The 20,541-nt window shown below is 61.4% G+C and carries 24 protein-coding genes and 1 pseudogene; 13 read left to right on the top strand and 12 right to left on the bottom strand.

Annotated elements, in window-relative coordinates; genetic code table 11:
- Positions 1-43: 43 nt before the first annotated feature.
- The 4 genes from KW841_RS27295 to KW841_RS27280 all read left to right on the top strand — a co-directional run bounded on the left by KW841_RS27295 (position 44) and on the right by KW841_RS27280 (position 5,682).
- Positions 44-1,555, top strand: a complete 1,512-nt coding sequence (locus tag KW841_RS27295) for an aldehyde dehydrogenase (protein ID WP_218480442.1) — start codon at positions 44-46, stop codon at positions 1,553-1,555.
- Positions 1,556-1,809: 254 nt separating this feature from the next.
- Complete coding sequence (locus KW841_RS27290; RefSeq protein WP_218480441.1) at positions 1,810-3,384, top strand: cytosine permease; 1,575 nt, start codon at positions 1,810-1,812, stop codon at positions 3,382-3,384.
- Positions 3,385-3,386: 2 nt separating this feature from the next.
- Positions 3,387-5,075, top strand: a complete 1,689-nt coding sequence (gene betA, locus KW841_RS27285; RefSeq protein ID WP_217835674.1) for a choline dehydrogenase — start codon at positions 3,387-3,389, stop codon at positions 5,073-5,075.
- A 148-nt stretch (positions 5,076-5,223) separates the two neighbouring features.
- Positions 5,224-5,682 (top strand): GNAT family N-acetyltransferase, encoded by a 459-nt coding sequence (locus KW841_RS27280; RefSeq protein ID WP_218480440.1) that lies wholly within the window; start codon positions 5,224-5,226, stop codon positions 5,680-5,682.
- Positions 5,683-5,695: 13 nt separating this feature from the next.
- On the opposite strand, the gene KW841_RS27275 is transcribed toward KW841_RS27280, so the two are convergent.
- Positions 5,696-6,001 carry an NIPSNAP family protein gene (locus tag KW841_RS27275; RefSeq protein ID WP_218480439.1) on the bottom strand — a complete coding sequence of 102 codons (306 nt, stop codon included), beginning with the start codon at positions 5,999-6,001 and terminating at the stop codon, positions 5,696-5,698.
- Positions 6,002-6,230: 229 nt separating this feature from the next.
- On the opposite strand from KW841_RS27275, the gene KW841_RS27270 reads away from it, so the two are divergent.
- The 4 genes from KW841_RS27270 to KW841_RS27255 all read left to right on the top strand — a co-directional run bounded on the left by KW841_RS27270 (position 6,231) and on the right by KW841_RS27255 (position 8,519).
- Entirely contained in the window at positions 6,231-6,893 is a 663-nt protein-coding gene (locus KW841_RS27270; protein WP_218480438.1) for an ATPase, read from the top strand.
- A 67-nt stretch (positions 6,894-6,960) separates the two neighbouring features.
- Complete coding sequence (locus KW841_RS27265) at positions 6,961-7,299, top strand: hypothetical protein (protein ID WP_218480437.1); 339 nt, start codon at positions 6,961-6,963, stop codon at positions 7,297-7,299.
- A 261-nt stretch (positions 7,300-7,560) separates the two neighbouring features.
- On the top strand, positions 7,561-7,941 hold the full coding sequence (locus tag KW841_RS27260; protein ID WP_218480436.1) for a DUF1801 domain-containing protein: 381 nt from the start codon (positions 7,561-7,563) through the stop codon (positions 7,939-7,941).
- Positions 7,942-8,129: 188 nt separating this feature from the next.
- Entirely contained in the window at positions 8,130-8,519 is a 390-nt protein-coding gene (locus KW841_RS27255) for a cytochrome c family protein (RefSeq protein ID WP_218480435.1), read from the top strand.
- On the opposite strand, the gene KW841_RS27250 is transcribed toward KW841_RS27255, so the two are convergent.
- Positions 8,520-9,377 carry a LysR substrate-binding domain-containing protein gene (locus tag KW841_RS27250; RefSeq protein WP_218480434.1) on the bottom strand — a complete coding sequence of 286 codons (858 nt, stop codon included), beginning with the start codon at positions 9,375-9,377 and terminating at the stop codon, positions 8,520-8,522. It lies immediately after the preceding gene.
- A 134-nt stretch (positions 9,378-9,511) separates the two neighbouring features.
- Between KW841_RS27250 and KW841_RS27245 the strand changes: the two genes are divergently transcribed.
- From KW841_RS27245 to KW841_RS27230, 4 genes are read left to right on the top strand one after another with little or no spacing between them, the layout of a single operon-like run.
- Positions 9,512-10,564: an agmatine/peptidylarginine deiminase gene (locus tag KW841_RS27245; protein ID WP_218480433.1), complete on the top strand. Its 1,053-nt coding sequence runs from the start codon at positions 9,512-9,514 to the stop codon at positions 10,562-10,564.
- 4 nt (positions 10,565-10,568) lie between these two features.
- The gene (gene aguB, locus KW841_RS27240) at positions 10,569-11,477 is read left to right on the top strand and encodes an N-carbamoylputrescine amidase (protein WP_007980688.1); all 909 of its coding nucleotides are present in this window, start codon (positions 10,569-10,571) and stop codon (positions 11,475-11,477) included.
- A gap of 1 nt (position 11,478) precedes the next feature.
- Positions 11,479-12,579 (top strand): extracellular solute-binding protein, encoded by a 1,101-nt coding sequence (locus KW841_RS27235; RefSeq protein ID WP_218480432.1) that lies wholly within the window; start codon positions 11,479-11,481, stop codon positions 12,577-12,579.
- Positions 12,580-12,628: 49 nt separating this feature from the next.
- Positions 12,629-13,753: an agmatine/peptidylarginine deiminase gene (locus KW841_RS27230; protein WP_218480431.1), complete on the top strand. Its 1,125-nt coding sequence runs from the start codon at positions 12,629-12,631 to the stop codon at positions 13,751-13,753.
- Between the two features lie 20 nt (positions 13,754-13,773).
- Here KW841_RS27230 and KW841_RS29850 read toward each other — a convergent pair.
- The 6 genes and pseudogenes from KW841_RS29850 to KW841_RS27205 form a co-directional block, all read right to left on the bottom strand.
- Positions 13,774-13,866, bottom strand: a pseudogene (locus KW841_RS29850) (metal ABC transporter ATP-binding protein); the annotation flags it as partial.
- A gap of 25 nt (positions 13,867-13,891) precedes the next feature.
- Positions 13,892-14,320, bottom strand: a complete 429-nt coding sequence (locus KW841_RS27225; RefSeq protein WP_102699154.1) for a nuclear transport factor 2 family protein — start codon at positions 14,318-14,320, stop codon at positions 13,892-13,894.
- Complete coding sequence (locus KW841_RS27220) at positions 14,313-15,056, bottom strand: SGNH/GDSL hydrolase family protein (RefSeq protein WP_218480430.1); 744 nt, start codon at positions 15,054-15,056, stop codon at positions 14,313-14,315. Before KW841_RS27220 ends, KW841_RS27225 begins: the two co-directional genes overlap by 8 nt.
- Positions 15,057-15,083: 27 nt before the next feature.
- Positions 15,084-15,284: a helix-turn-helix transcriptional regulator gene (locus KW841_RS27215; RefSeq protein WP_218480429.1), complete on the bottom strand. Its 201-nt coding sequence runs from the start codon at positions 15,282-15,284 to the stop codon at positions 15,084-15,086.
- A complete protein-coding gene (locus KW841_RS27210) occupies positions 15,281-15,655 on the bottom strand; it encodes a hypothetical protein (RefSeq protein WP_218480428.1) in 375 nt (124 codons plus the stop codon). The genes KW841_RS27215 and KW841_RS27210 overlap by 4 nt, the downstream gene beginning before the upstream one ends.
- Before the next feature lie 77 nt (positions 15,656-15,732).
- Positions 15,733-16,302 carry an acyl-CoA thioesterase gene (locus KW841_RS27205; RefSeq protein WP_218480427.1) on the bottom strand — a complete coding sequence of 190 codons (570 nt, stop codon included), beginning with the start codon at positions 16,300-16,302 and terminating at the stop codon, positions 15,733-15,735.
- 104 nt (positions 16,303-16,406) lie between these two features.
- Between KW841_RS27205 and KW841_RS27200 the strand changes: the two genes are divergently transcribed.
- A complete protein-coding gene (locus KW841_RS27200; RefSeq protein ID WP_218480426.1) occupies positions 16,407-17,372 on the top strand; it encodes a GlxA family transcriptional regulator in 966 nt (321 codons plus the stop codon).
- Between the two features lie 66 nt (positions 17,373-17,438).
- On the opposite strand, the gene KW841_RS27195 is transcribed toward KW841_RS27200, so the two are convergent.
- The 4 genes from KW841_RS27195 to KW841_RS27180 form a co-directional block, all read right to left on the bottom strand.
- On the bottom strand, positions 17,439-18,011 hold the full coding sequence (locus KW841_RS27195; protein WP_218480425.1) for a chorismate mutase: 573 nt from the start codon (positions 18,009-18,011) through the stop codon (positions 17,439-17,441).
- An 81-nt stretch (positions 18,012-18,092) separates the two neighbouring features.
- Entirely contained in the window at positions 18,093-18,383 is a 291-nt protein-coding gene (locus KW841_RS27190; protein WP_371319545.1) for a hypothetical protein, read from the bottom strand.
- Positions 18,384-18,715: 332 nt separating this feature from the next.
- Positions 18,716-18,985, bottom strand: a complete 270-nt coding sequence (locus tag KW841_RS27185) for a PAAR domain-containing protein (protein ID WP_218480423.1) — start codon at positions 18,983-18,985, stop codon at positions 18,716-18,718.
- Positions 18,982-20,541 (bottom strand): DUF2875 family protein, encoded by a 1,560-nt coding sequence (locus KW841_RS27180; protein ID WP_218480422.1) that lies wholly within the window; start codon positions 20,539-20,541, stop codon positions 18,982-18,984. The genes KW841_RS27185 and KW841_RS27180 overlap by 4 nt, the downstream gene beginning before the upstream one ends.

Raw genomic sequence — 20,541 nt, 5'->3', positions numbered from 1 at the left:
CAGAGCCCCGGCAGGACCTGACTGCCGGGCAGAGAGAATAAAAATGGACACGATCGTCAAGAGTTACCTGCAGAAATTCGGCGTCAGCGAAGCCACCCAGACCTTCCTCAGCAAGGTCCAGAAAATGTTCATCGGCGGCGCCTGGGTCGAAGCCAGCGACGGCCAGACTTCCGATGTGATCGAACCCTCGACCGAAGGCCTGATCACCCGCATTCCCATGGGCACCACCGATGACCTGGACCGCGCCGTGCAAGCCGCCCGCGCGCAGTTCGACGGCGGCGCCTGGCGCCAGGCCAAACCGGCCGAGCGCGAGCGCATGATGCAACGCCTGGCCGACCTGATCGAACAGAACGCTGCCGAACTGGCGGAAATCGAATCCATCGACATGGGCAAATCCGTGGCCTTCGCCAAGGAAGTGGACATCCAGGGCACCGTCGATACCCTGCGTTACTTCGCCGGCTGGGCCACCAAGCTGCACGGCCGTACCGTCGAACCTTCGTTGCCGGGCAATTACCTGGCTTACACCCGCAAGGAAGCGGTCGGCGTGGTCGGCGCCATCGTGCCGTGGAACTTCCCGCTGCAGACCATGGCCTGGAAGCTGGGTGCGGCCCTGGCGACCGGTTGCACAGTGGTAGTCAAACCCGCCGAACTGACCTCGTTGTCGGCCCTGCGTTTCGCTGAACTGGTGCAGGAAGCGGGCATCCCCGACGGCGTGATCAACATCGTCACCGGGCGCGGCAGTGTGGTCGGTGCGGCCATGGCCACCCACCCCGGCATCGATAAATTGACCTTCACCGGCTCGACCCCGGTCGGCCAGACTGTCGGCCGCGCAGCGCTGGATGACATGAAGCGCCTGACCCTCGAACTCGGTGGCAAATCACCGGTCATCGTCTGCGCCGACGCCGACATCCCGGCCGCCGCCCAAGCGGTTGCCAACGGCGTGTTTTTCAACTCCGGGCAGGTATGCGACGCCGGTACACGGGCCTATATTCATAGCAGTGTCTACGACCAATTCCTGCGCGAGCTGATTGCCTACACGCGCACCCTGAAAATGGCCCCGGGCCTGGACCCGGACTGCTTCATCGGCCCCCTGGTTTCGGCCCTGCAAAAGCAGCGCGTGACCGAGTACATCGAGACCGGCAAGGCCGAAGGCGCCGAACTGGTCTACGGCGGACAAGCGGTCGATGGCCCTGGCTTCTTCGTCGAGCCGACCATCTTCGCCCATTGCCGCAACGACATGCGCATTGTCCAGGAAGAGATCTTCGGCCCGGTGCTGGTCACCGCACCCTTCGACGATGAAGAAGAGGCCCTGGCCCTGGCCAACGACTCGCCTTACGGCCTGGCTGCCGCACTGTATTCCAACGACCTGGGCAAAGTGCACAGCCTGATCCCGCGCCTCAAGGCCGGTTCGGTCTACGTCAATGCCCACGGCACCCTCGATCCGTCGATGCCGTTCGGTGGCTACAAGCAGTCCGGGTTCGGCAAGGACCTGGGCGCCGAGCAGCTCGATTACCTGCTCGAAACCAAGGCAGTCTGGATCACGCTGCCAGGCTGATGCTGATCAGTTAAGACAAGGAACAATGCAATCCCTGTGGGAGCGAGCTTGCTCGCGATAGCGGACTGTCAGCCAACATCAATGTTGCATGTCACGCCCCCATCGCGAGCAAGCTCGCTCCCACAGGTTTTGCGCCAAAGTTGAAAGCAATTGCACCTTTGAAATTCGGGAACGGCAAGGACGCGCCCCGGGAGTCGTTCCCCCCGAAAGAACGCGGTTATCTCGTCATGATCTTCCAACAATAAGAGACCATCATGAACACTAACGCCAAGTCAGCCCCGAGCGTGTCCGGCCTCGATGACAAACCCGTCGTCGAAAGCCATTCGATCGATTTCATCCCCGAGAACGAGCGCACCGACAAACTGTCGAGCCAGGGCCCGTTCTGGTTCCTCGGCAACTTCACCTTCTTCACCATGACCATCGGCTTCGTCGGCCCGAGCGTCGGCCTGACCGCGCTCTGGACCACGCTCGCCGGCACGCTGGGCATCATGTTCGGCACGCTGTTCATGGCGTTTCACGGTTCGCAAGGCCCACACCTGGGCCTGCCGCAGATGATCCAGTCCCGCGCGCAGTTCGGTTATCGCGGGGTGATCCTGGTGCTGCTGGCGACGCTGTTCGTGTTCGCCGGCTTCAACATCGTCAACCTGGTGTTGATGATGCAGGGGTTGCACACGCTGTTCGGTTTCAGCCCCGCGGTGATCGCGGTGGCGGTGACCATCCCGGCGGCGGTGCTGGCGATCCTCGGTCATGACTGGATGCACCGCAGCTTCAAATGGGCGCTGTTCCTGTCGTTGCCGCTGTATGGCCTGGTGACCATGGCGGTGCTGATGGGCTGGGTGCCGGATGCGGTGCTGCCGGCACTCGCGCAAGGCGAAGTGGCCCGTGAGCCGTTGGGCTTCAACTGGACCGGTTTCATTGCGCAGTTTGCGGCGGCCGCCAGCTACAACATCGCCTATGCGCCATATGTGTCGGACTACTCGCGCTACCTGCCGAAAAACACTTCCAGCGGCAAGCTGATCGCCGTGGTGTTTCTCGGGGCTTCGCTGTCCGGTGCATGGATGATTTCCGTGGGTGGCTGGCTGGCCGATCACCTGCATACCACTGACGTGCTGGTGGCCCTGGGGCAAGTCGGCAACACCGTGTCGCCACTGATGGGCACGGCGGTGGTGGTGGTCACCATCCTGGCGTTCCTGCCGGTGATCGCGATGAACATCTACAGCGCCAAGCTGACCACGCTGACCTGCGTCGACTCGATCAAGCACATCGAACCCACCCGCAAGGCACGCATCCTGGCCATCGGCTTCGTGATCCTGCTGCAACTGGGCGTGGCCCTGAGCATCCAGAGTTCGGGCAAAGGCCTGTCGGTGCTGGGGATCTACCTGGTGGTGATGCTGTACTTCCTGGTGCCCTGGACCTCGGTCAACCTCACCGATTACTTCTTCGTGCGCAAAGGCCGCTACGCCATCCCGCACTTCTTCATGCCCCACGGCAACATCTATGGCAGCTGGGGGCTGCGCGGCATCGCCGCCTATGCCATCGGTTTTATCTCGATGATTCCGTTCTTCTACATCTTCGACGGCGTTGAGCAGCGTGAGGTGTATGTCGGCCCGCTCGCCAAGGCACTGGGCAGCATCGACATCGCCTGGCTGGTCGGGCTGATCGTCTCGGGCCTGGCGTACTACTGGCTGAGCCGCTCGATCGACCTCAAGCGCGAAGAAGCGGTGATCCAGCAGATCGAAAAAACTTCCCCGCAATACACCACCGGCGACACGCTGACCCACAAACAGCAGCCACTGCCGGTATTCACTGAATCGACGGTCGGGAGATAAGCATGACCACGCAAAAATACGACTACATCATCATTGGCGCAGGCTCGGCAGGTTGTGTGTTGGCCAACCGCCTGAGCGAAGACCCGGCCACCTCGGTGCTGGTCCTGGAATTCGGCGGCAGCGACAAGAGCGTAGTGATCCAGATGCCCAGTGCCTTCTCGATCCCGATGAACACCAAGAAGTACAACTGGCGCTACGAGACCGAGCCGGAGACTTTCCTCAACGGCCGGCGCATTCACTGCCCACGGGGCAAGGTGCTGGGCGGTTCGTCTTCGATCAACGGCCTGGTGTACATCCGGGGCCATGCGCTGGATTTCGACGAGTGGGAATCCCTGGGCGCCGAAGGCTGGGGCTATCGCAACTGCCTGCCGTACTTCAAGCGTGCCGAGAGCTATGAGTCGGGCGGCGACAGCTATCGCGGGCAGACCGGCCCCTTGCACACCACCAACGGCAACCACATGAAAAACCCGCTGTACGGGGCCTGGGTCGAAGCCGGCGCGGAGGCGGGCTACATCAAGACCGAAGACTGCAACGGCTACATGCAGGAGGGTTTCGGTGCCATGCACATGACCGTGAAAAACGGCGTGCGCTGCTCCACGGCCAATGCCTACCTGCGTCCGGCCATGGGCCGTCCGAACCTGACGGTGATCACTCACGCGATGACCCGCCAGGTCATCCTCGAAGGCAAACGTGCGGTGGGGGTCATGTATGACCACGGCGGCCAGACCCACCAGGTGCTTTGCAACCGCGAAGTGCTGATCTCGTCCGGGCCCATTGGCTCGCCGCACCTGCTGCAACGCTCCGGCATCGGCCCGGCGGACGTCCTGCGCAAGGCCGGGATCGGCGTGCGCCATGACCTGCCGGGGGTAGGGGAGAACCTGCAGGATCACGCCGAGGTGTACATCCAGTTCGGCTGTAAGGAACCGGTGACCCTCAACAGCAAGATGGACCCGCTGAGCAAGCTGATGATCGGTCTGCGCTGGCTGCTGTTCAAGGACGGCCTGGGCGCCACCAACCACTTCGAGGCCGGTGGCTTCATTCGCTCCGAAAAAGGCCTGCGCTGGCCGGACATCCAGTTCCACTTTCTGCCGGCAGCGATGCGCTACGACGGCAACAAACCGATCAAGGGCCATGGCTTCATGGTGCTCACCGGTCCCAACAAACCGAAAAGCCGTGGTTACGTGCGGGTTCGCTCGGCCGACCCGTACGAGCATCCGGAGATTCGCTTCAACTATCTGGAGCGGGAAGAGGACCGCGAAGGCTTCCGCCGCTGCATTCGCCTGACCCGCGAGATCATCGGCCAGAAAGCCATGGACCGCTTCCGCGACGGCGAAATCGCCCCCGGCGCGCAGGTGACCAGCGATGAAGACCTCGATGCCTTCGTGCGCGACAACCTGGAAAGCACCTACCATCCCTGCGGTTCATGCCGCATGGGCGAGGACGACATGGCGGTGGTTGATTCCGAATTGCGCGTGCGCGGCATCGCCGGTCTGCGGGTGATCGATTCGTCGGTGTTCCCGACCGAGCCGAACGGCAACCTCAATGCGCCGACCATCATGCTGGCTGAGCGGGCGTCCGACCTGGTGCGTGGCGTGCAGATGCTGCCGTCAGCGGATGTGCCGGTGGGGTTGGTGGAAGGTTGGGAAAGCAGCCAGCGTACATCGTTGCCAGGGCGTAACGTGCGGGTCTGATCCACAAGCAAAGATCGCAGCCTGCGGCAGCTCCTACAGGGAAACACATTCCAATGTAGGAGCTGCCGCAGGCTGCGATCTTTTGATCTTGCCTTGTGCATCTCCATTGCTAGTCTGTAAATCCTTGAGACCGCAATGGAGCACCCTCATGGCTATTGAAGCCCTGCGCGCCGACGCATCGCACATCGACCAGATCGCCCCTTTGTTTGACGCTTACCGGATGTTCTACAAGCAGCCGTCGAACCTTTCGCAGTCGCGCGCCTTCATCGCCGAGCGCATCGCCCGGGATGAATCGGTGATTTTTCTTGCCCGGGACGCCGACGGAGAAAACCTCGGCTTCGTCCAGCTGTTCCCGACCTTTTCCTCGATCGATGCCCATCGCACCTGGCTGCTAGGTGACCTGTTCACCACGCCCGCGGCCCGGGGCAAAGGCGTCGGCACCTTGCTGATGAACACCGCCAGGGATTTTGCAAGGCTGGCCGGTGGCAAAGGCATGACCCTGGAAACCGCCACCGACAATTTCACCGCCCAGCACCTGTATGAGTCCCTGGGCTGGGTGCGCGACCCCGGTTACTACACCTACTGCCTGGATCTGAAAAAAGACTGAGTCAGCAAGCCTTTCAGGCAAACACCGGCCGCATGAACGAACGCTCGTAGCTGAGGATGAATTTCCGGTCTTCGGCGTATTTGAACGCCGCGATGCACTCAGGATCGTTCATCGATTGCTGCCGGTAATGTTCGTACGCCGCCAGGCTGGGAAAGGTGAACAGCGCCAGGGCGATGTTGTTGGCGCCCTCCGAAGGCAAAAAGTAGCCGTGGTGCTGGCCGCCGAACTTCTCCACCAGGGGGATCCACAACTTGCCGTAGTGCTCGAAGGCGTCGAGCTGGTAGGGGTCGAGCACGTATTTCAGGTAGCAGGTCACCATTGTTTCGCTCCTTGATCAGGTTTTGAGGGCGTCGCCACTGTAATCAACAGTGGGCGCCCGGCACAGCCGCTTGTTCGACATTGACCGGTAAGTTTGCGCCAGAGGCCTGTGCTGGCGCCGCCGCACTATTGGTTCAGTCAATAGTCACCATCAAGCATCGCAAGTTCTGTTTTTTGCGCAAAGGCGGAAAATTGCCGGCATTGAACACGCTGCTCAAGGAACCTGCGCGATGAAAATCTTGACCCGACTGGCTGTGATTGCCCTGTTGCTGGGCAGCGTTGCGTCTACCGCATCGGCCTTTGCCGAGGACGCACGAACCTGCCACCTGCCACCCATCACCGGTAGCCAGGGCGGCTTGCAATACGGTCAGACGGTCGGGGTGCTCTACAGCGAAAACACCGTGGAAAACCTGCAATACCTTGAGCAATACCACTCGGTGGCCTTGAACGGCGCGAAGAACGCACTGGATGCGCGAATTCGCCAGGCCTTCGTCGACAGCTCCGATCCGCAGCTGGCCATCGACTGGCTGCTGAGTTCGTTGCACAAGACCTTTCTGTCGGTGACGGTCTACGACAACCTCGATGCCCTGGTGCAGGCTCATCCCGATGTGGTGGTGATGCTCGATACCCACAACCAGTTGCTGACCCAGCGTAACGATCGGGTCGAGGCGCGTTTCGCCGCGCGGTTCTACGACGCCAGCCTGCAATACATCGGTAAGGCCGAAGGCACGGTGGAAAAACAGCTGCCGTCGGTGTGGGTGCATGACAAGACCGCGCCCGAGATTGCCGCGCAAATCGAACAGCAACGCGAGCTGCAACTGACCGCGTTGAAACAGTTCGATGCGTCGTTGAGCGCGCTGGTCTCCGCCGGATTGACCGCAGCAACAAATTAACCATCCCGACGTCCGTTGAACGGCGGGCAAGCCCATTCACCGTAGATTGCTTTTCAGGACCTGATTCATGCGCACTTTTTTTGCCCCGACCCTGGCCTTCGCCTCGCTGTTGCTGGCCGGTTGTGCCACGCCGAACAATCCGACGCTGACCTTGCAGACCAGCAAGTCGCCCGAGGCGTACACCCATTGCGTGGTGCCGAAGTTGCAGCACGATGCACTGGCGCCCACGGTGTCGCAGACCCAGCGCAGCTACCGGATCGTCGTATCGAGCAAAGTGGCGGCGGACAACGTGCTTGAAACCTACAAGGCCCCGAACGGCGGCAAGGTGTTCCTGTACGAGCGCAAGCTGCTGGCGTCGACCTTCGTGCCGTCCAGTTTCGAGCGTGCGGCGCAGGAATGCCTGTAAGCGCCATTTCAGGCAAAAAAAAGCCGCCGGGAGAGGCAGCAGAAAGTTAAAGCACGCATTGGATGAGCTGAGTATGGCTGTCGGTGCATGACAATTCGATGACAAATGAACAATTGTGGCAAGGGCGCTTGTCGGATCGGCGTCCTGTCCCTGCCGTCTTCCTGGCCTTCAGCGCCGGGCTTGAGGTTCGTCACCGTGAAAACCCGCCAACAGCGTCTACCCTCATCGGTCACAACCATCATGATGAGGGTGCAGACGGTGATGAAAACGGACAAGGTTGAATCAAGCGAAGCCTCGGCACTGATCGACGAGCGAATCCGCGAACTGGCCGACTGGCGCGGCGAAACCCTGGCCCGCCTGCGCAAGATCATCCGGCAGGCCGACCCCGAAGTGATCGAAGAGTGGAAGTGGCGCGTGCCGGTGTGGTCCCGTGCCGGCATCCTCTGTACCGGCGAGACCTACAAGCAAGTGGTCAAGCTGACCTTCGCCAAGGGCGCATCGCTGGACGACCCGTCGAAGCTGTTCAATGCAAGCCTTGAAGGCAATACCCGACGAGCCATCGATGTTCGCGAGGGCGAGCAGATCGATGAAAAGGCGCTGACGGCGTTGATTCAGGCGGCTGTTGAGCTCAACAAAAAGTAAGCCATGCACAAGTCCCTGTGGGAGCGGGCTTGCTCGCGAAGAGGCCTTCACATTCAACATCGTAGGTGACTGGACTATCGCCTTCGCGAGCAAGCCCGCTCCCACAGGGGATTGCGTCCATTTGACCACTTGGGGTATCCCCGGCCTGCATGTTCCAATAGCGAGCATTCGCAGACTGGAACCGCAACATGAAGAAAATCGCCGCCCTGACTCTCGCCCTGGCGCTCAGCGTCGGCCTGTTCAGCACTCCCACCCTGGCTGCAGGCGATGTCCAGGCCGGGGAGAAAGTGTTCAAGCGTCTCTGCAGCGGCTGCCATCAGATCGGCGAATCGGCTCGTGCCTTCTTCGGCCCGCAGCTCAATGGCGTGATCGGTCGCCACTCGGCCGTCACCACGGACTACGTGTATTCCGACGCGATGAAATCCGCCAACCTGGTCTGGGATCGCGAAACCCTGATCGCCTACCTCGAAGCGCCGAAGAAAGTCGTCCCCGGCACGCGCATGATTTTCTGGGGCCTGAGCGATCCGGAAAAAATTGAAGACCTGTTGGCCTATCTGCAAACATTTCCGGCGCAGTAATCACTCCCCCAGGTTCTCCACCAACCATTGAGTGAAGCTGCGCGCCATCGCCGTGTTCTCGCTGTCACGGTGGGTCAGCAGCGCCCAGTTCGGGCCGCGGATGGTTTGTTCCACCATCGGCTGCAACAGCCCGGTGGCCCGCGCCTGCCGACTCAGCAACTGGCTCACCAGCGCAATGCCGAGCCCGGTGCAGGCGGCGTCCAGCAGCAGCCCCGGATCGGAAAAGTTCAGCCCCTGATCCATCTGCCCCACATCGATGCCCGATTCCACCGCCCAGTGGCTCCAGTCCATTTCCCGCTCGCCATGCAGGGTGGTGCGCCGTTCTGTTGGCAGCGCCAACAGGCTCGGGTGACACGCCGGATAGAGGCGGTCGGCGTGCAGCACCTTGAAACTGCACTCGGCCTGGGAACTGATGTCGTCGCGCACCGCCAGGTCGATGGTCTGGCTGGCCATGTCCGGCACCTCATCGGTGCTGAAGATCCACAGATCGACCTGCGGATGCTGGCGACGGAAATCCCCCAGGCGTGGCAACAACCAGTGCCGGGCAAACGCCGGGGTGGTGTTGAGCACCAGTTGATTGGGTTTCTGGTATTGCCCCAGCCGGCGAATGCCCACGGCCAGTTGCTGCAACAACGCCTGGGTGGTGCTCAGCAGATCGTGACCGGCATCGGTCAGGCTGACGCTGCGCCCACTGCGATAGAACAGCGGTTGCTCCAGGTACGCCTCAAGGCTGCGGATCTGCTGGCTGATCGCCGACTGGGTGAGGTGCAACTCTTCGGCGGCCTTGTGAAAACTGCCCAGCCGGGCGGCGGCTTCGAAGCCGCGCAGGGTGCTCAGGGGCGGCCAGTGTTTGAGCATATCGATAAGTTCCTCTAATCAGTTGCCTGCAAAATCCATCGTTTGTTTGCCCGTTTTACCAGCCGTAGCATGCATGCCAAGACCGCCAAGGGCGTTTTCATTGAACACAATGACTTAACTCAGAGGTACTTGTCATGCAGCAGAACGGTATTCAAAACAGCGGTTGGACGATGCCGGCCGAATGGGTCACCCACGCCGCCACCTGGATGGTCTGGCCGCACAACAAGGCCCTGTGGGAGTCGGGCTGGCGGGTGACGCTGCCCCAGGTTCAAGAGGACTTCGCCCGCGTGGCCAACGCCATCGCCCGTTTCGAGCCGGTGAAGTTGGTGGTCGATCCATCAGCGGTCGCCAGCGCCAAAGCCTTGTGCGGGCCGAACATCGAGTTGATCGAACTGGCGGTCAACGACAGTTGGTGCCGCGACTCCGGCCCGAGCTTTGTCTGCCACCCGCAGCAAGGCCTGGCCGGTGTGAGCTGGCGCTTCAATGCGTGGGGCGGCAAGTCGGCCCACGAACTGGACGAAAGCCTGGCCCGCCGCGCGCTCAACCATCTGGGCCTGGAGTGTTTCGGCACGGCGCTGAGCAACGAGGGTGGCGCCATTCATGTGGACGGCGAGGGCACACTGATCACCACCGAGTCGGTGCTGCTCAACCCCAACCGCAACCCGGGTGTGACCAAGGCCGAGATCGAAGAGATTTTCACCCGCCTGCTGGGCGTGAAGAAAACCATCTGGCTGCCGGGAGATCCGGACTACGTGACCGGTGACATGACCGACGGCCACGTCGATGGCGTGTGCGCCTTCGCCCGCCCTGGCGTGTTGCTGGTGGACGCCACCCACGACCAACAATCGGTGTACGCCGAAGTCGCCCGGGAGAACCGTCGCGCCCTTGAACTGGCCATCGACGCTCAAGGACGCAAATTCGAGCTGATCGAACTCTATGAAGCCACCGATGCGGTGGACACCGAGGCCGAAGTGTTCTGCGCCTCCTACACCAATTTCTACATCGCCAACGGCGCGATCATCATGCCGGCCTACGGCATCGATGCCGACAAGGTCGCTGCCCAAGTGCTGGCGCAGGCGTTCCCCGGTCGTGAAGTGGTGCCGGTGCGGATCAACCATCTGGCCCATGGCGGCGGCGGTGTGCATTGCATCACCCAGCAACAGCCGGCCTGGCCGGTGCGGGGTTGATGCCATGACACTGTTGACCATCGCCACCACGCAAATGCCCTGCACCTGGGACCTGAAACACAACCTCGACCAGGCCGAGCAACTGGTCCGCGAGGCCGCGGCCAAGGGCGCGCAGGTCATCCTGTTGCAGGAGCTGTTCGCCACGCCGTACTTCTGCATCGAGCAACACCACAAGCACCTGGCCCTGGCCGAGGAGTATCGCGACAGCCACGTGCTCAAGCGCTTTGCCGCATTGGCCAAAGAGTTGGGCGTGGTGCTGCCGCTGAGCTGGTACGAGAAGGCCGGCAATGCCTACTTCAATTCGTTGAGCGTGGCCGACGCCGACGGACGCCTGTTGGGCGTGTATCGAAAGACCCACATCCCCAACGCCATCGGCTATCAGGAGAAGGAATACTTCAGCCCCGGCGACAGCGGGTTCCGGGTCTGGGACACCGCGTTCGGGCGCATCGGCCTGGGTATCTGCTGGGACCAGTGGTTCCCGGAAACCGCCCGCTGCCTGGCCTTGATGGGCGCCGAAGTGTTGTTGTTCCCGACCGCCATCGGCTCCGAGCCTGGCTGCGCCACGCTCGATTCCCGCGATCACTGGCAGATGACCATGCGCGGCCACGCCGCCGCCAACCTGCTGCCGGTGGTGGCGGCCAACCGTGTCGGCCGGGAAGCGGCGACCACCGACCCGACCCTGCAAATGAGCTTCTACGGCTCGTCGTTCATCTGCAATCACAAGGGCAAGTTGCTCGCCGAAGCCGACCGCGACAGCACCGGCGTGCTGGTCCACACCCTGGACCTGGCGGCCATGCGCGAAGACCGCCTGACCTGGGGCATCTATCGCGACCGCCGTCCGGACATGTACGGCGCCTTGCTGACCCAGGACGGTCGTCAGATCCACTCACGCTGGGCAACCCAAGGGGTGTGACATGAACACGATCAACAAGCTCTGCCTGGCCATGGGGCTGGCGCTGACCTGTGCGATGCCTGCGTTGCACGCCGAGGAGAAAACCCTGCGGCTGTACAACTGGGCCGACTATTTTGCCGAGGACACCCTGAGCAAGTTCACCGCCGAAACCGGGATCAAGGTGATCTACGACGTCATGGACGGCAGCGAAACCCTGGAAGCCAAGATGCTCGCCGGCGGCAGCGGTTACGACCTGATTTTCCCCGGCGACACCGTGGCCGAACGCCTGGTGCGCGCAGGCAGCCTGCAACCGCTGGATCAGTCCAGAATCAGCGCCTTGAACGACGTCGAGCCCGGGTTGCAGAAACTGCGCTCGCACTATGAGCATTCGAGCAAAGCCACAGTCCCCTACACCTGGGGCACCATCGGCCTGACCTACAACGCCGAACAGATCGCCCAGCGTGCGCCGGACGCACCGGTCAACAGCCTGGACATGCTGTTCAAGCCGGAGCTGGCGGCGAAGTTTGCCGATTGCGGCATCTCGATGATCGACTCGCCGGACGAAGTGCTGGCGGTGGTGCTCAACTACCTCGGCCGCGACCCGCGCAGCGGCAAACCGGCGGACCTGGCGGCGGCCAGTGAGTTGTTGATGAAGATGCGGCCGTACGTGCGCAAATTCCAGTCGCAACCGGTGACCGATCTGGTCAACGGCAACCTGTGCATGTCCCTCGGCTACAGCGGCGACATGACCCAGGCGCAGCGCACGGCCGACAGCGCCGGCAAGAAAACCACCTTCCACTACCGCGTTCCCCGCGAAGGCACCACGGTGTGGATGGACACCATGGCCATTCCCGTCGACGCCCGGCACCCGGAATATGCCTACGCGTTCATCAACTTCGTGATGCGCCCGCAAAACATGGCGGCCATCAGCAACTTCACCGGCTACCCGACCTCCAACGCCAAGGCAAGGCCGGACGTCGATGCCGCGATGCGCAACAACCCGGACATCTACCTCGATGAAGCCACCTACGCGCGGTTGATTCCCGGCAAGGACATTCCCCAGGCCGACATGCGGGCACGCATGCGCACCTGGACCAAGTTCAAGACCGCTACCGTCAATTGATCACCGGTCGGCCCGCGGGCCGGCCAAACCCCGGATTTCAGGAAAACACATGCCGACACGTCGAACATTCATCAAGCAGGTATCGGTCATCGCCGGGCTGGGCGCAGTAGTCTCCATGGGATTGGGCTTTTCCGCTCTGCCGGTGCGCGCGGCCGGCAAAGGCAAGGGGTACATGCCCGATGAAGGTGAAAAACACCAGCGGGCCTTCATCGCCTTCGGGGCTCAGGCCGCGATCTGGGAGGACTTCACGCCCCACGTGCAAGACGCCCTTGGCCGGATCGCCCGCAGCATCGCCGAGTACGAGCCGGTCACGGTGTTCTGTCGCCAGAGCGAACGGCGCCTGGCCGAAGCCAAATGCGGCAGCCGCAACACCACCTTCGTGATCACCGAACTGGACGACATCTGGATGCGCGACATTGGCGCCAATTTTGTCGTCGATGACAACGGCAACCTCGACGCCGTGGACTTCAACTTCAACGGCTGGGGCAACAAACAGCAGCATGAGGACGATGCGCAATTGGCCGCCCAGGTCGCACAAAACGCCAAGGCCGAGTACCAGCGCAGCGAACTGGTGGGCGAGGGCGGTGGCATCGAAGTGGACGGCCACGGCACCGGGATCATGACCGAAAGCAGCTGGATCAACCGCAATCGCAACCCCGACTGGAGCAAGGCCGAGGTCGAAGCGGAACTGAAGGAACGCCTGGGCCTGCGCAAAATCATCTGGCTGCCGGGCATCAAGGGCAAGGACATCACCGACGCCCACGTCGACTTCTATGCGCGCTTCGTCAAGCCCGGGGTGGTGATCGCCAACCTCGACAACGACCCCGAGTCCTACGACTACAAGGTCACTCGCGCCCATCTGCAGATCCTGGAAAACGCCACGGATGCCGATGGCCGCAAATTGCAGGTGCATACCGTTTCGCCACCGCTCAACCCGCGCAACAGCCAGTTCAGCAAGGACAACCAGGACTTCGCCGCCGGCTACATCAACTACTTCGTGATCAACGGCGCGATCATTGCGCCGCAATTCGGCGACAAGCAAGCGGATGCCAAGGCTTTCGACCTGCTGTCCGAACTCTACCCGGACCGCAAGGTGGTGCAGCTCGACATCGACGCGATCTCCGCGGGCGGTGGCGGCATTCACTGCGTGACCAGTCATCAGCCGATGGTGTAAAGCCTCCAGGCTGTACACAACACCTGTGGGAGCGGGCTTGCTCGCGAAAGCGGAGTGTCAGTCAACATCTCTATCGACTGGTTCACCGCCTTCGCGAGCAAGCCCGCTCCCACAGGGGTATTTGTTGAATCAGATAAATCAGGCCTTGCTTGCCTTCAGATAAGCCCCCAACCGCCGCCCCATTTCCTCACCCAACGCCTGCAAGCCACTCAGCGGCCGCACCATCACTTCAAACTCGACAATCCTGCCCTGTTCGTTGAAGCGGATCATGTCGATGCCCTTGAGCTCTTTCTCGCCGACCCGGGCGCTGAATTCGAGAATCACGTTCAAGCCATCCGCCGTCGCCAGCTCGCGGTGATAGGCAAAATCCTCGAACACGTTCATGACTGTGTTGAGGATCATCGACACCACCGGCGCCCCCGGATACGGCGTGTGCGCCATCGGCGAGCGGAACACCGCCTGCGGATCGAGCAGTTCGGGCAACGCGCTCAAGTCGCGGTTGCCGAGCATTGCGTGCCACTGCTTCAGGGACGCTGCGACATTGGGGTTCAGGTTCAGCTCAGACATCTTCAACTCCTGTTTTTATTGTTGTGGTGCGAAAGCGTTGATCGATAACCCTGGCGGCATCGTCGGCCCATTGACGATAAAGCATCGGTCCCGGATGAAAACCATCGCTGGCCATCAAGCCCGGTTCGGGCGCCAGCGGGGTGGTCAGTATCGTGCATTGATCCACGCCGGCGGCCAGATCCGCAAGATGTGCGTTGAAGCGACGCGCCCTGAACCCCAGAAACCAGCGCAGTGGCTGCGGCAGGGCGGGGAACAGGTGCATCGGTGGAAGCGGCGACACCACAATCTGCCTCACCGCGAACCTGTCGCACAACAGCGTCATCAAGCGCTGTTGCCGAGCGAGCCACTGATCCAGGGTGAGCGAACTGGTGACATCGTTGACGCCAATCGACAACATCGCCACATCGAACGGCTCGGGGGCGTGCTGTTCGAGCAGCTCCAGCAACCCTTGCGAATCCAGACCGGTGCGCGCCCAGAGTTTCCACGACACCTGATAATCCTCGGCCAGGCGCTCGACCAGCCGACCGCTGAGCGCTTCACCTTGAGTCGCCGCACCCACCCCCGCCGCGGCGCTGTCGCCGACAATCAGCAAGCGCAGAACGTCGCCGCTGCCGGCCTCGCCCTGGCGTTCGCCTTCGGCTTCCGGCAGCCGCGGCGTCATTCGCCTGGTGTAAATACCTTGCGCAAGCAACACCGGGCCGAGCAGGACTTTGGCGAGGGTTTCCTTATGGCTCATGGGCAGTTGCCTGATTGAAGAGTGAGATTAGCCGGCGAACTCGTCATCGAAAATTTGCTCGATAGGCAGCGCAAATGCCCGGGCAATCTGGAATGCCAAGGGCAGGCTGGGATCATAGCGGCCATTTTCGATGGCATTGATGGTCTGCCGCGAAACATTCAACAACGCCGCCAGATCGACCTGCGACCACTTGCGTTCGGCACGCAGTTCCTTGAGACGGTTTTTCATTGGTAGCGCCGCTTGGCCAGCCTGAGCCCGATCATCCACATCAGGCCCATCACGGGCCACACGCAGACCCAGGACACGTGTGGAAAGCCGACATTTTCCAGAAAGCCGTAAGTGAAGGTCAGCAATGCCGAAGCGGCAAAGGCAAAACCGAGCGCTTCGTACTGGATACGCAAGTGCATTTCGTCCAGCGTGCGCATGTTGCGCACCACCGCCCAACACATCAGCCCCGCAGGAATCACCGGCAACAGCGTGATGACGATCTTCAGCGCCATTGCCATTTCCTGCTGATTCTTGAGCAGGATGACCGACAGGATCAGCAATACCGAGTACAGCGCTGCTGCGGCGCCCATTTCCATGTAATAGCGTTTCATTGCTTTTTCCTGATGTAAAAGACCCTTTACATATTCGCCGGGGATTTCACGTATGTAAAGGGTGTTTTACATCGCGGTCAGCCGACTGTCTCCGGTTGCCGCGCAGGCGGAGCCTCTTGTGTACGCAACTGATGGCTCATGTCGTTGCAGTTACGCGACCAGTCCGTCAGCCATGACGGCATCGACGGCGATTGCTCTGGCAAACCCAGCTCCAGCGCGAATTCACCGGGTGCCACCGTGGCTCTGCCCGCGCGGAACAGACCGCGCATCACCACCACGCCGACCACCCGGCCCTTGCTCACGAAACGGTGCTCCATAAAGGTCCACTTGTTGTCCCAGCCAAGCATGCGGGTATGTATTTCAAAGGCTTCGAACAGGCGCAACTCTCGGCGGAACTTGCCCCAGGTATCGCCGACAATCGGCACGGCCTTATGACGAAGCGCCACGCGAAAGGCGCCGCTGCGCAGTACGTAATCCATTCGCCCGATGTCTGCCAGCGTGAAATAGCGACCGTTGGTAACGTGCCGGTTGAGGTCCAGATCCAGCGGCCACACGCGCATGCGCACAACGGTGGTCGCCGAGGCGTCCACGGGTTTGCGCCACGGGCGACGCAACAGCATGAGGAAAAGTCGAAACCAGAGATTCATAAGTGCGCCACCGTTGGGTTGATGGCTGCACTTTAGGCCTTGTAAATCGGCTAAGGTAGGTGCGCAAATGACATTTTTCATGCGAAAAGCGCAATGGGGTCGCTATGCACATCACCTTGTTACTGGCGGATCAATGCTCCGCCGCCAGCGCAACCATGGCCCTGGAAGTGCTCAGTGCCGCCAACCTGTTCGCCGATAGCGACCCACCACCGTTCAAGGTGGTCAGCGCTTCGCTTGATGGCGCCGATGTCGCCGCCTGGGGCGGGCAGCGCTTGCAGGTCAACCATTCCACTCGCGAGATCCCGCGAACCGATCTGGTCCTGATCCCGGGATTCCTCTTCACCCTCAAGGACGCCTTGCCGGCCTTTTACGCCTATGGGCCGTGGCTGCGTGAGCAGCACGCCCAAGGTGCGGTGGTGGCTTCCATGTGCACGGCGGCGTTCATGCTGGGGGAGGCCGGGCTATTGAACGGCACCCGTGCGACCACGCACTGGGCTTTCGCCGAGCTTTTCCGTCGTCGCTATACCGAAGCGTTGCTCGACGAAGGGCAAATCATTTGCGAGGACAATCGCGTGGTCACCAGCGGCGGCGCGAGTGCGGCCATGGACCTGTTGCTGCACCTGGTGCGTCGTTTTGCGTCTCTGGAACTGGCGCAAAAGTGTGGCAAGTACCTGTTGGTCGATTCGGTGCGCAGCGAGCAGTCGGTGTATGTGATGTGGTCAATGCCCAAGAGCCATGGTGATGGCGACATCCTGCGGGTGCAAAACTGGCTGGAAGAACGCTTTGATCAGCCGTTGTTGATCGATGATGTGGCCCGACAATTCGGCTTCGGCGTGCGCAACTTCAAGCGACGTTTCAAGGACGCCACCGGCTACACGCCGATCGCCTACCTGCAGACCTTGCGTCTGGAAAAGGCCAAGAAGTTGCTTGAATCCACACGCATGACGCTGGACAGCATCACCTATGCCGTGGGCTACGAGGACGGCAATTCGTTTCGCCGGCTGTTTCAACAGCGCGTCGGGCTACTGCCGGCGGCTTACCGCAAGCGGTTTCAAGTGGCGGCGAGCTGAAGAGCAAAGCGCGTCCATGAAAGCCCGACTGATTGGGCCGGGCTCTTCGTCTGGATCGCTTCGCTGTCATCGACCCACAACACACAACTCGCCCGTCGCACGAATCATCGCCTGCCCATGCAGGTAATCCTTGATCAGCGCGGAGCGTTCGGTGGCCAGCCATTGCGGGCAGTTCGGGTCTTTGCGGTAGGGCAGGAACGCGGCGTACTGCGTGAGTAGCAGGTTCTGCAGTTTGTCGAGGTTGGGCCGGATGTCGTTGTTGAGGTCCGGTCGTGGCGTGTCCGGTGCCTTGTGCGCCGCTTGCCATTGTGCGAGTCGGCCGTATTGCAGCAGTTTGCTGGCTTCGATCTGGGCCGCAATCAGGTCGGCGACATCGTCGGGGTCGAGCTTGCGCTGGTCCGCCTGCTGGCGCGCGTTGGCGATGACTTGCGCTTCCCGGGCATTGTCCTGGACAGGTTTGCCGCTGTCCCACTTGGTCAGCGCCACCAGCTCGCTGATGTTCAAGCGCTCGTTCATCGTCGCCAGCAAGGGTTGCAGGGCATCGGGTGCCGGGGGCGTCGTGCCGGCCTGGGCACCGCCGGCGAACAAACCGAGCAGGGCGCAGGCCAGCCAGTGCGAAAGGCGTGGGGAACGGGGCATGGACGGAATCTCCTTGGACGCAGAAATCACTCCCGCTTGTGTATCACAAGTGCGGCCAGGGAACGACAGGTTGCGAATGATTCAGGCCAGCAACCGCTCAATCTGCGCCAGTTCCCAGGTGCTGAGCAAACTCACCGGGTCGGTGCCGAAGCGCTGCCCGCTGTCGAACGCATACTCGCGGCCATCAGGGCATTGGCCGTGCAGGCAGTGGCGCAAGTGACCGGCGTCGACATCGAGCAACAGGCGCCAGCCGTCGATGTCGACCCGTACAAGGTTCGATGTGCAGTATTCATCGATACGCTTGAAGGTGCGAATACCCTGGGCGGCATCGCGCAACGGCTGGTAAACCTCGCGGGCGGTGAGGGCGGGCACAGGTGTCTCCGGGGTGAAATCGGGGGGAGGCACAGGATAGATCATCAGCCTGCTCATGAGGCCTAATGCTGTTCACTTAAGAGATAGAGCGAGCAATAAATAACCTGTGGCGAGGGAGCTTGCTCCCGCTGGACTGCGCAGCAGTCCCCTGCTCTTTAGGGAAAAGAAGGGGCCGCTTCGCGCCCCAGCGGGACGGTGCGGCGATCCGACAAGCTCCCTCGCCACAGATACGGTGTTTGTCCTTAAGTGAGCAGCATTAGGCTCATGAGACCGGGCTTCACGCTGCGAGCCACCAGCGGCCCTGCAACAATGAAACAGCCCGGAGTTTCGGTCTAAACCACCTGCACATTCTGAGCAGTACTCGCCACGCCATGACAACCGCAGGCCAGGAGATGGCCTTGCAATACCACCGGAATGCCGTTCATACGCCGGCGCGGATGCCCTTCGACGAAGGCAAACTCGCCCAGATGCAGCGGGCAGGAAGCCTTGTCGCCCAACACCGCCGGGGTTTTTCCATTGAGGGTATGCGTGCCTTCGAGCTGGCAGGAAACCACGGTGCCGCCGCTGCTGGTGGCGTCACCCAGGCAAATGGGATGGCTCATGTTCTGGGTACGCCGCCGTTAGGGGCGCCGAACTTGAACGGGTCGGCACCTCGGTTCTCACGGTTCCTGGCTTTGCGCGCTTCGTCCGGCGGGCGGATCATCTGTACCGTCAGGCTGCCGTCCTTACCGGCGTAGACCACCGCGCTGGCTCCGCCGTCCAGGTAGCTGGCGATGGTCGCCAGGTTGATTTCCACCAATGCTCCACTGACCCCGGTATTGCCCAGACGCCGACCGATGTCGTAACCCTCATCGACATTGCCCAGCTCAATGCCATGGCCGTCCGTATTCAGGCCGTGCAAGGCCATGGTCAGGGCGATCTCAGCGTCCCGGTTGTCGGTGGTGTCATAGAACACGCGGACCGGCTTCTGCCCTTTGGGTAATGTCTCCACCGCCTGTAGCCAGCCGGCTTGCAGGGCCTTGGCCTGCAAGGCCGGTTTTAGCCGTTGGCCGTGTTCATCCTGCATCGAGACCTTGATTGGTCGGTGCAAGTAACCCAGCACTGGCGCGGCGTCGAACTCTTTGACCTGGTGTTGGGCCCAGCGGATGGGTAGCCATGGGGAGGGTTCGAACTCTCCTGGCCCGCGGTTGCTGATGGTTTGCCAGAGGGTGGGGAGTTGGGATTGCCAGTAGGCGGTGGACATGGTGCCGGGGGCATCGGGGTTTGCAAAACCCTTGGCACGCTCCGCCTCTTCGTACACATCTCGAAATTCTCGGGAATGCTTCCAGTAAAATGCCCAAAGTTTGCCCAGATCAGTATTTTTGTTTTGGTTGTCCTCACGCTCGTGAGTGGCATAACGGCGAATGTACCGATCCACCCGATCCGAGCGGGTGACCAGCAGCCCGGCCATGCTTTCGTACACCGTGGGGACGACGTGGCCGTTCTGCAACCCCGGGGTACCAGGCTTGCGATAGACATCCCGCGTCACGTCACCGTCCCGACTCGCGATCAGCGCCTGTGGAACTTGGGGGTTATCGTCAAAAAACTGAAACAGCCGCTCGATCATGCCTTGTGCATGGGTGGTGCTTTCATCGTCCTGCCAGAGAAACTGGGTAACCCCCAATGTCGCCGCATTACGGCCTGAATTGATCAAGCCGGCGGCCCGGTAGCCTTTCTCATAAGGGTCTGGGGGACCTAGCGCAAACACCGGGATTGGCCAATACGCGACTGACTCGCCTGCTGAATGCTTAAAGGCGACACGGATCTTGATATCTCTGCTGATCCTTCGGGAGTCCAGTGAGTCCGTATAATCCTTGGGGTCTCGTGAGTAAATCGACGCAAAGTTGTTATTTTTCTTCTTGATGAACTGCCAGATTTCCGATTGGTGATCCTGGTAGATCCCAAGTCCTACCCCGCGGATTTCCAATGCATAAGTCCGTACTTGCGTGGCTTGCTGCTCGTTGATTTGCGCGATGACGTTGGCTTTATAGGCGGCAAGCCCCGCCTTTTCACTGGCCACGGCTTTGCCCCACCAGTGAGCGCTGAAAATCAGCAGCAAGGGCCCCAGAATAGCGGCGATACCCCAGCGCAGTACCGGGTTGATGACACGAAGTTCCAC

The sequence above is a fragment of the Pseudomonas sp. PDM28 genome, assembly GCF_019219115.1.
Lineage (GTDB): Bacteria > Pseudomonadota > Gammaproteobacteria > Pseudomonadales > Pseudomonadaceae > Aquipseudomonas > Aquipseudomonas laurylsulfatiphila.
Note: the sequence above shows the minus strand (reverse complement) of the source record. Positions and strands in the feature narration are given on the sequence as shown.

Bases quoted from the DNA above. Each gene is read 5' to 3' on its own strand.
- KW841_RS27245 (WP_218480433.1), top strand. From the start codon at position 9,512: ATGCAGCAGAACGGTATTCAAAACAGCGGTTGGACGATGCCGGCCGAA.
- KW841_RS27225 (WP_102699154.1), bottom strand. From the start codon at position 14,320: ATGTCTGAGCTGAACCTGAACCCCAATGTCGCAGCGTCCCTGAAGCAG.
- KW841_RS27215 (WP_218480429.1), bottom strand. From the start codon at position 15,284: ATGAAAAACCGTCTCAAGGAACTGCGTGCCGAACGCAAGTGGTCGCAG.
- KW841_RS27295 (WP_218480442.1), top strand. From the start codon at position 44: ATGGACACGATCGTCAAGAGTTACCTGCAGAAATTCGGCGTCAGCGAA.
- KW841_RS27205 (WP_218480427.1), bottom strand. From the start codon at position 16,302: ATGAATCTCTGGTTTCGACTTTTCCTCATGCTGTTGCGTCGCCCGTGG.
- KW841_RS27185 (WP_218480423.1), bottom strand. From the start codon at position 18,985: ATGAGCCATCCCATTTGCCTGGGTGACGCCACCAGCAGCGGCGGCACC.
- KW841_RS27220 (WP_218480430.1), bottom strand. From the start codon at position 15,056: ATGAGCCATAAGGAAACCCTCGCCAAAGTCCTGCTCGGCCCGGTGTTG.
- aguB (WP_007980688.1), top strand. From the start codon at position 10,569: ATGACACTGTTGACCATCGCCACCACGCAAATGCCCTGCACCTGGGAC.
- KW841_RS27210 (WP_218480428.1), bottom strand. From the start codon at position 15,655: ATGAAACGCTATTACATGGAAATGGGCGCCGCAGCAGCGCTGTACTCG.
- KW841_RS27255 (WP_218480435.1), top strand. From the start codon at position 8,130: ATGAAGAAAATCGCCGCCCTGACTCTCGCCCTGGCGCTCAGCGTCGGC.
- KW841_RS27195 (WP_218480425.1), bottom strand. From the start codon at position 18,011: ATGCCCCGTTCCCCACGCCTTTCGCACTGGCTGGCCTGCGCCCTGCTC.
- KW841_RS27270 (WP_218480438.1), top strand. From the start codon at position 6,231: ATGAAAATCTTGACCCGACTGGCTGTGATTGCCCTGTTGCTGGGCAGC.
- KW841_RS27275 (WP_218480439.1), bottom strand. From the start codon at position 6,001: ATGGTGACCTGCTACCTGAAATACGTGCTCGACCCCTACCAGCTCGAC.
- betA (WP_217835674.1), top strand. From the start codon at position 3,387: ATGACCACGCAAAAATACGACTACATCATCATTGGCGCAGGCTCGGCA.
- KW841_RS27265 (WP_218480437.1), top strand. From the start codon at position 6,961: ATGCGCACTTTTTTTGCCCCGACCCTGGCCTTCGCCTCGCTGTTGCTG.
- KW841_RS27290 (WP_218480441.1), top strand. From the start codon at position 1,810: ATGAACACTAACGCCAAGTCAGCCCCGAGCGTGTCCGGCCTCGATGAC.
- KW841_RS27200 (WP_218480426.1), top strand. From the start codon at position 16,407: ATGCACATCACCTTGTTACTGGCGGATCAATGCTCCGCCGCCAGCGCA.
- KW841_RS27235 (WP_218480432.1), top strand. From the start codon at position 11,479: ATGAACACGATCAACAAGCTCTGCCTGGCCATGGGGCTGGCGCTGACC.
- KW841_RS27280 (WP_218480440.1), top strand. From the start codon at position 5,224: ATGGCTATTGAAGCCCTGCGCGCCGACGCATCGCACATCGACCAGATC.
- KW841_RS27250 (WP_218480434.1), bottom strand. From the start codon at position 9,377: ATGCTCAAACACTGGCCGCCCCTGAGCACCCTGCGCGGCTTCGAAGCC.
- KW841_RS27230 (WP_218480431.1), top strand. From the start codon at position 12,629: ATGCCGACACGTCGAACATTCATCAAGCAGGTATCGGTCATCGCCGGG.
- KW841_RS27260 (WP_218480436.1), top strand. From the start codon at position 7,561: ATGAAAACGGACAAGGTTGAATCAAGCGAAGCCTCGGCACTGATCGAC.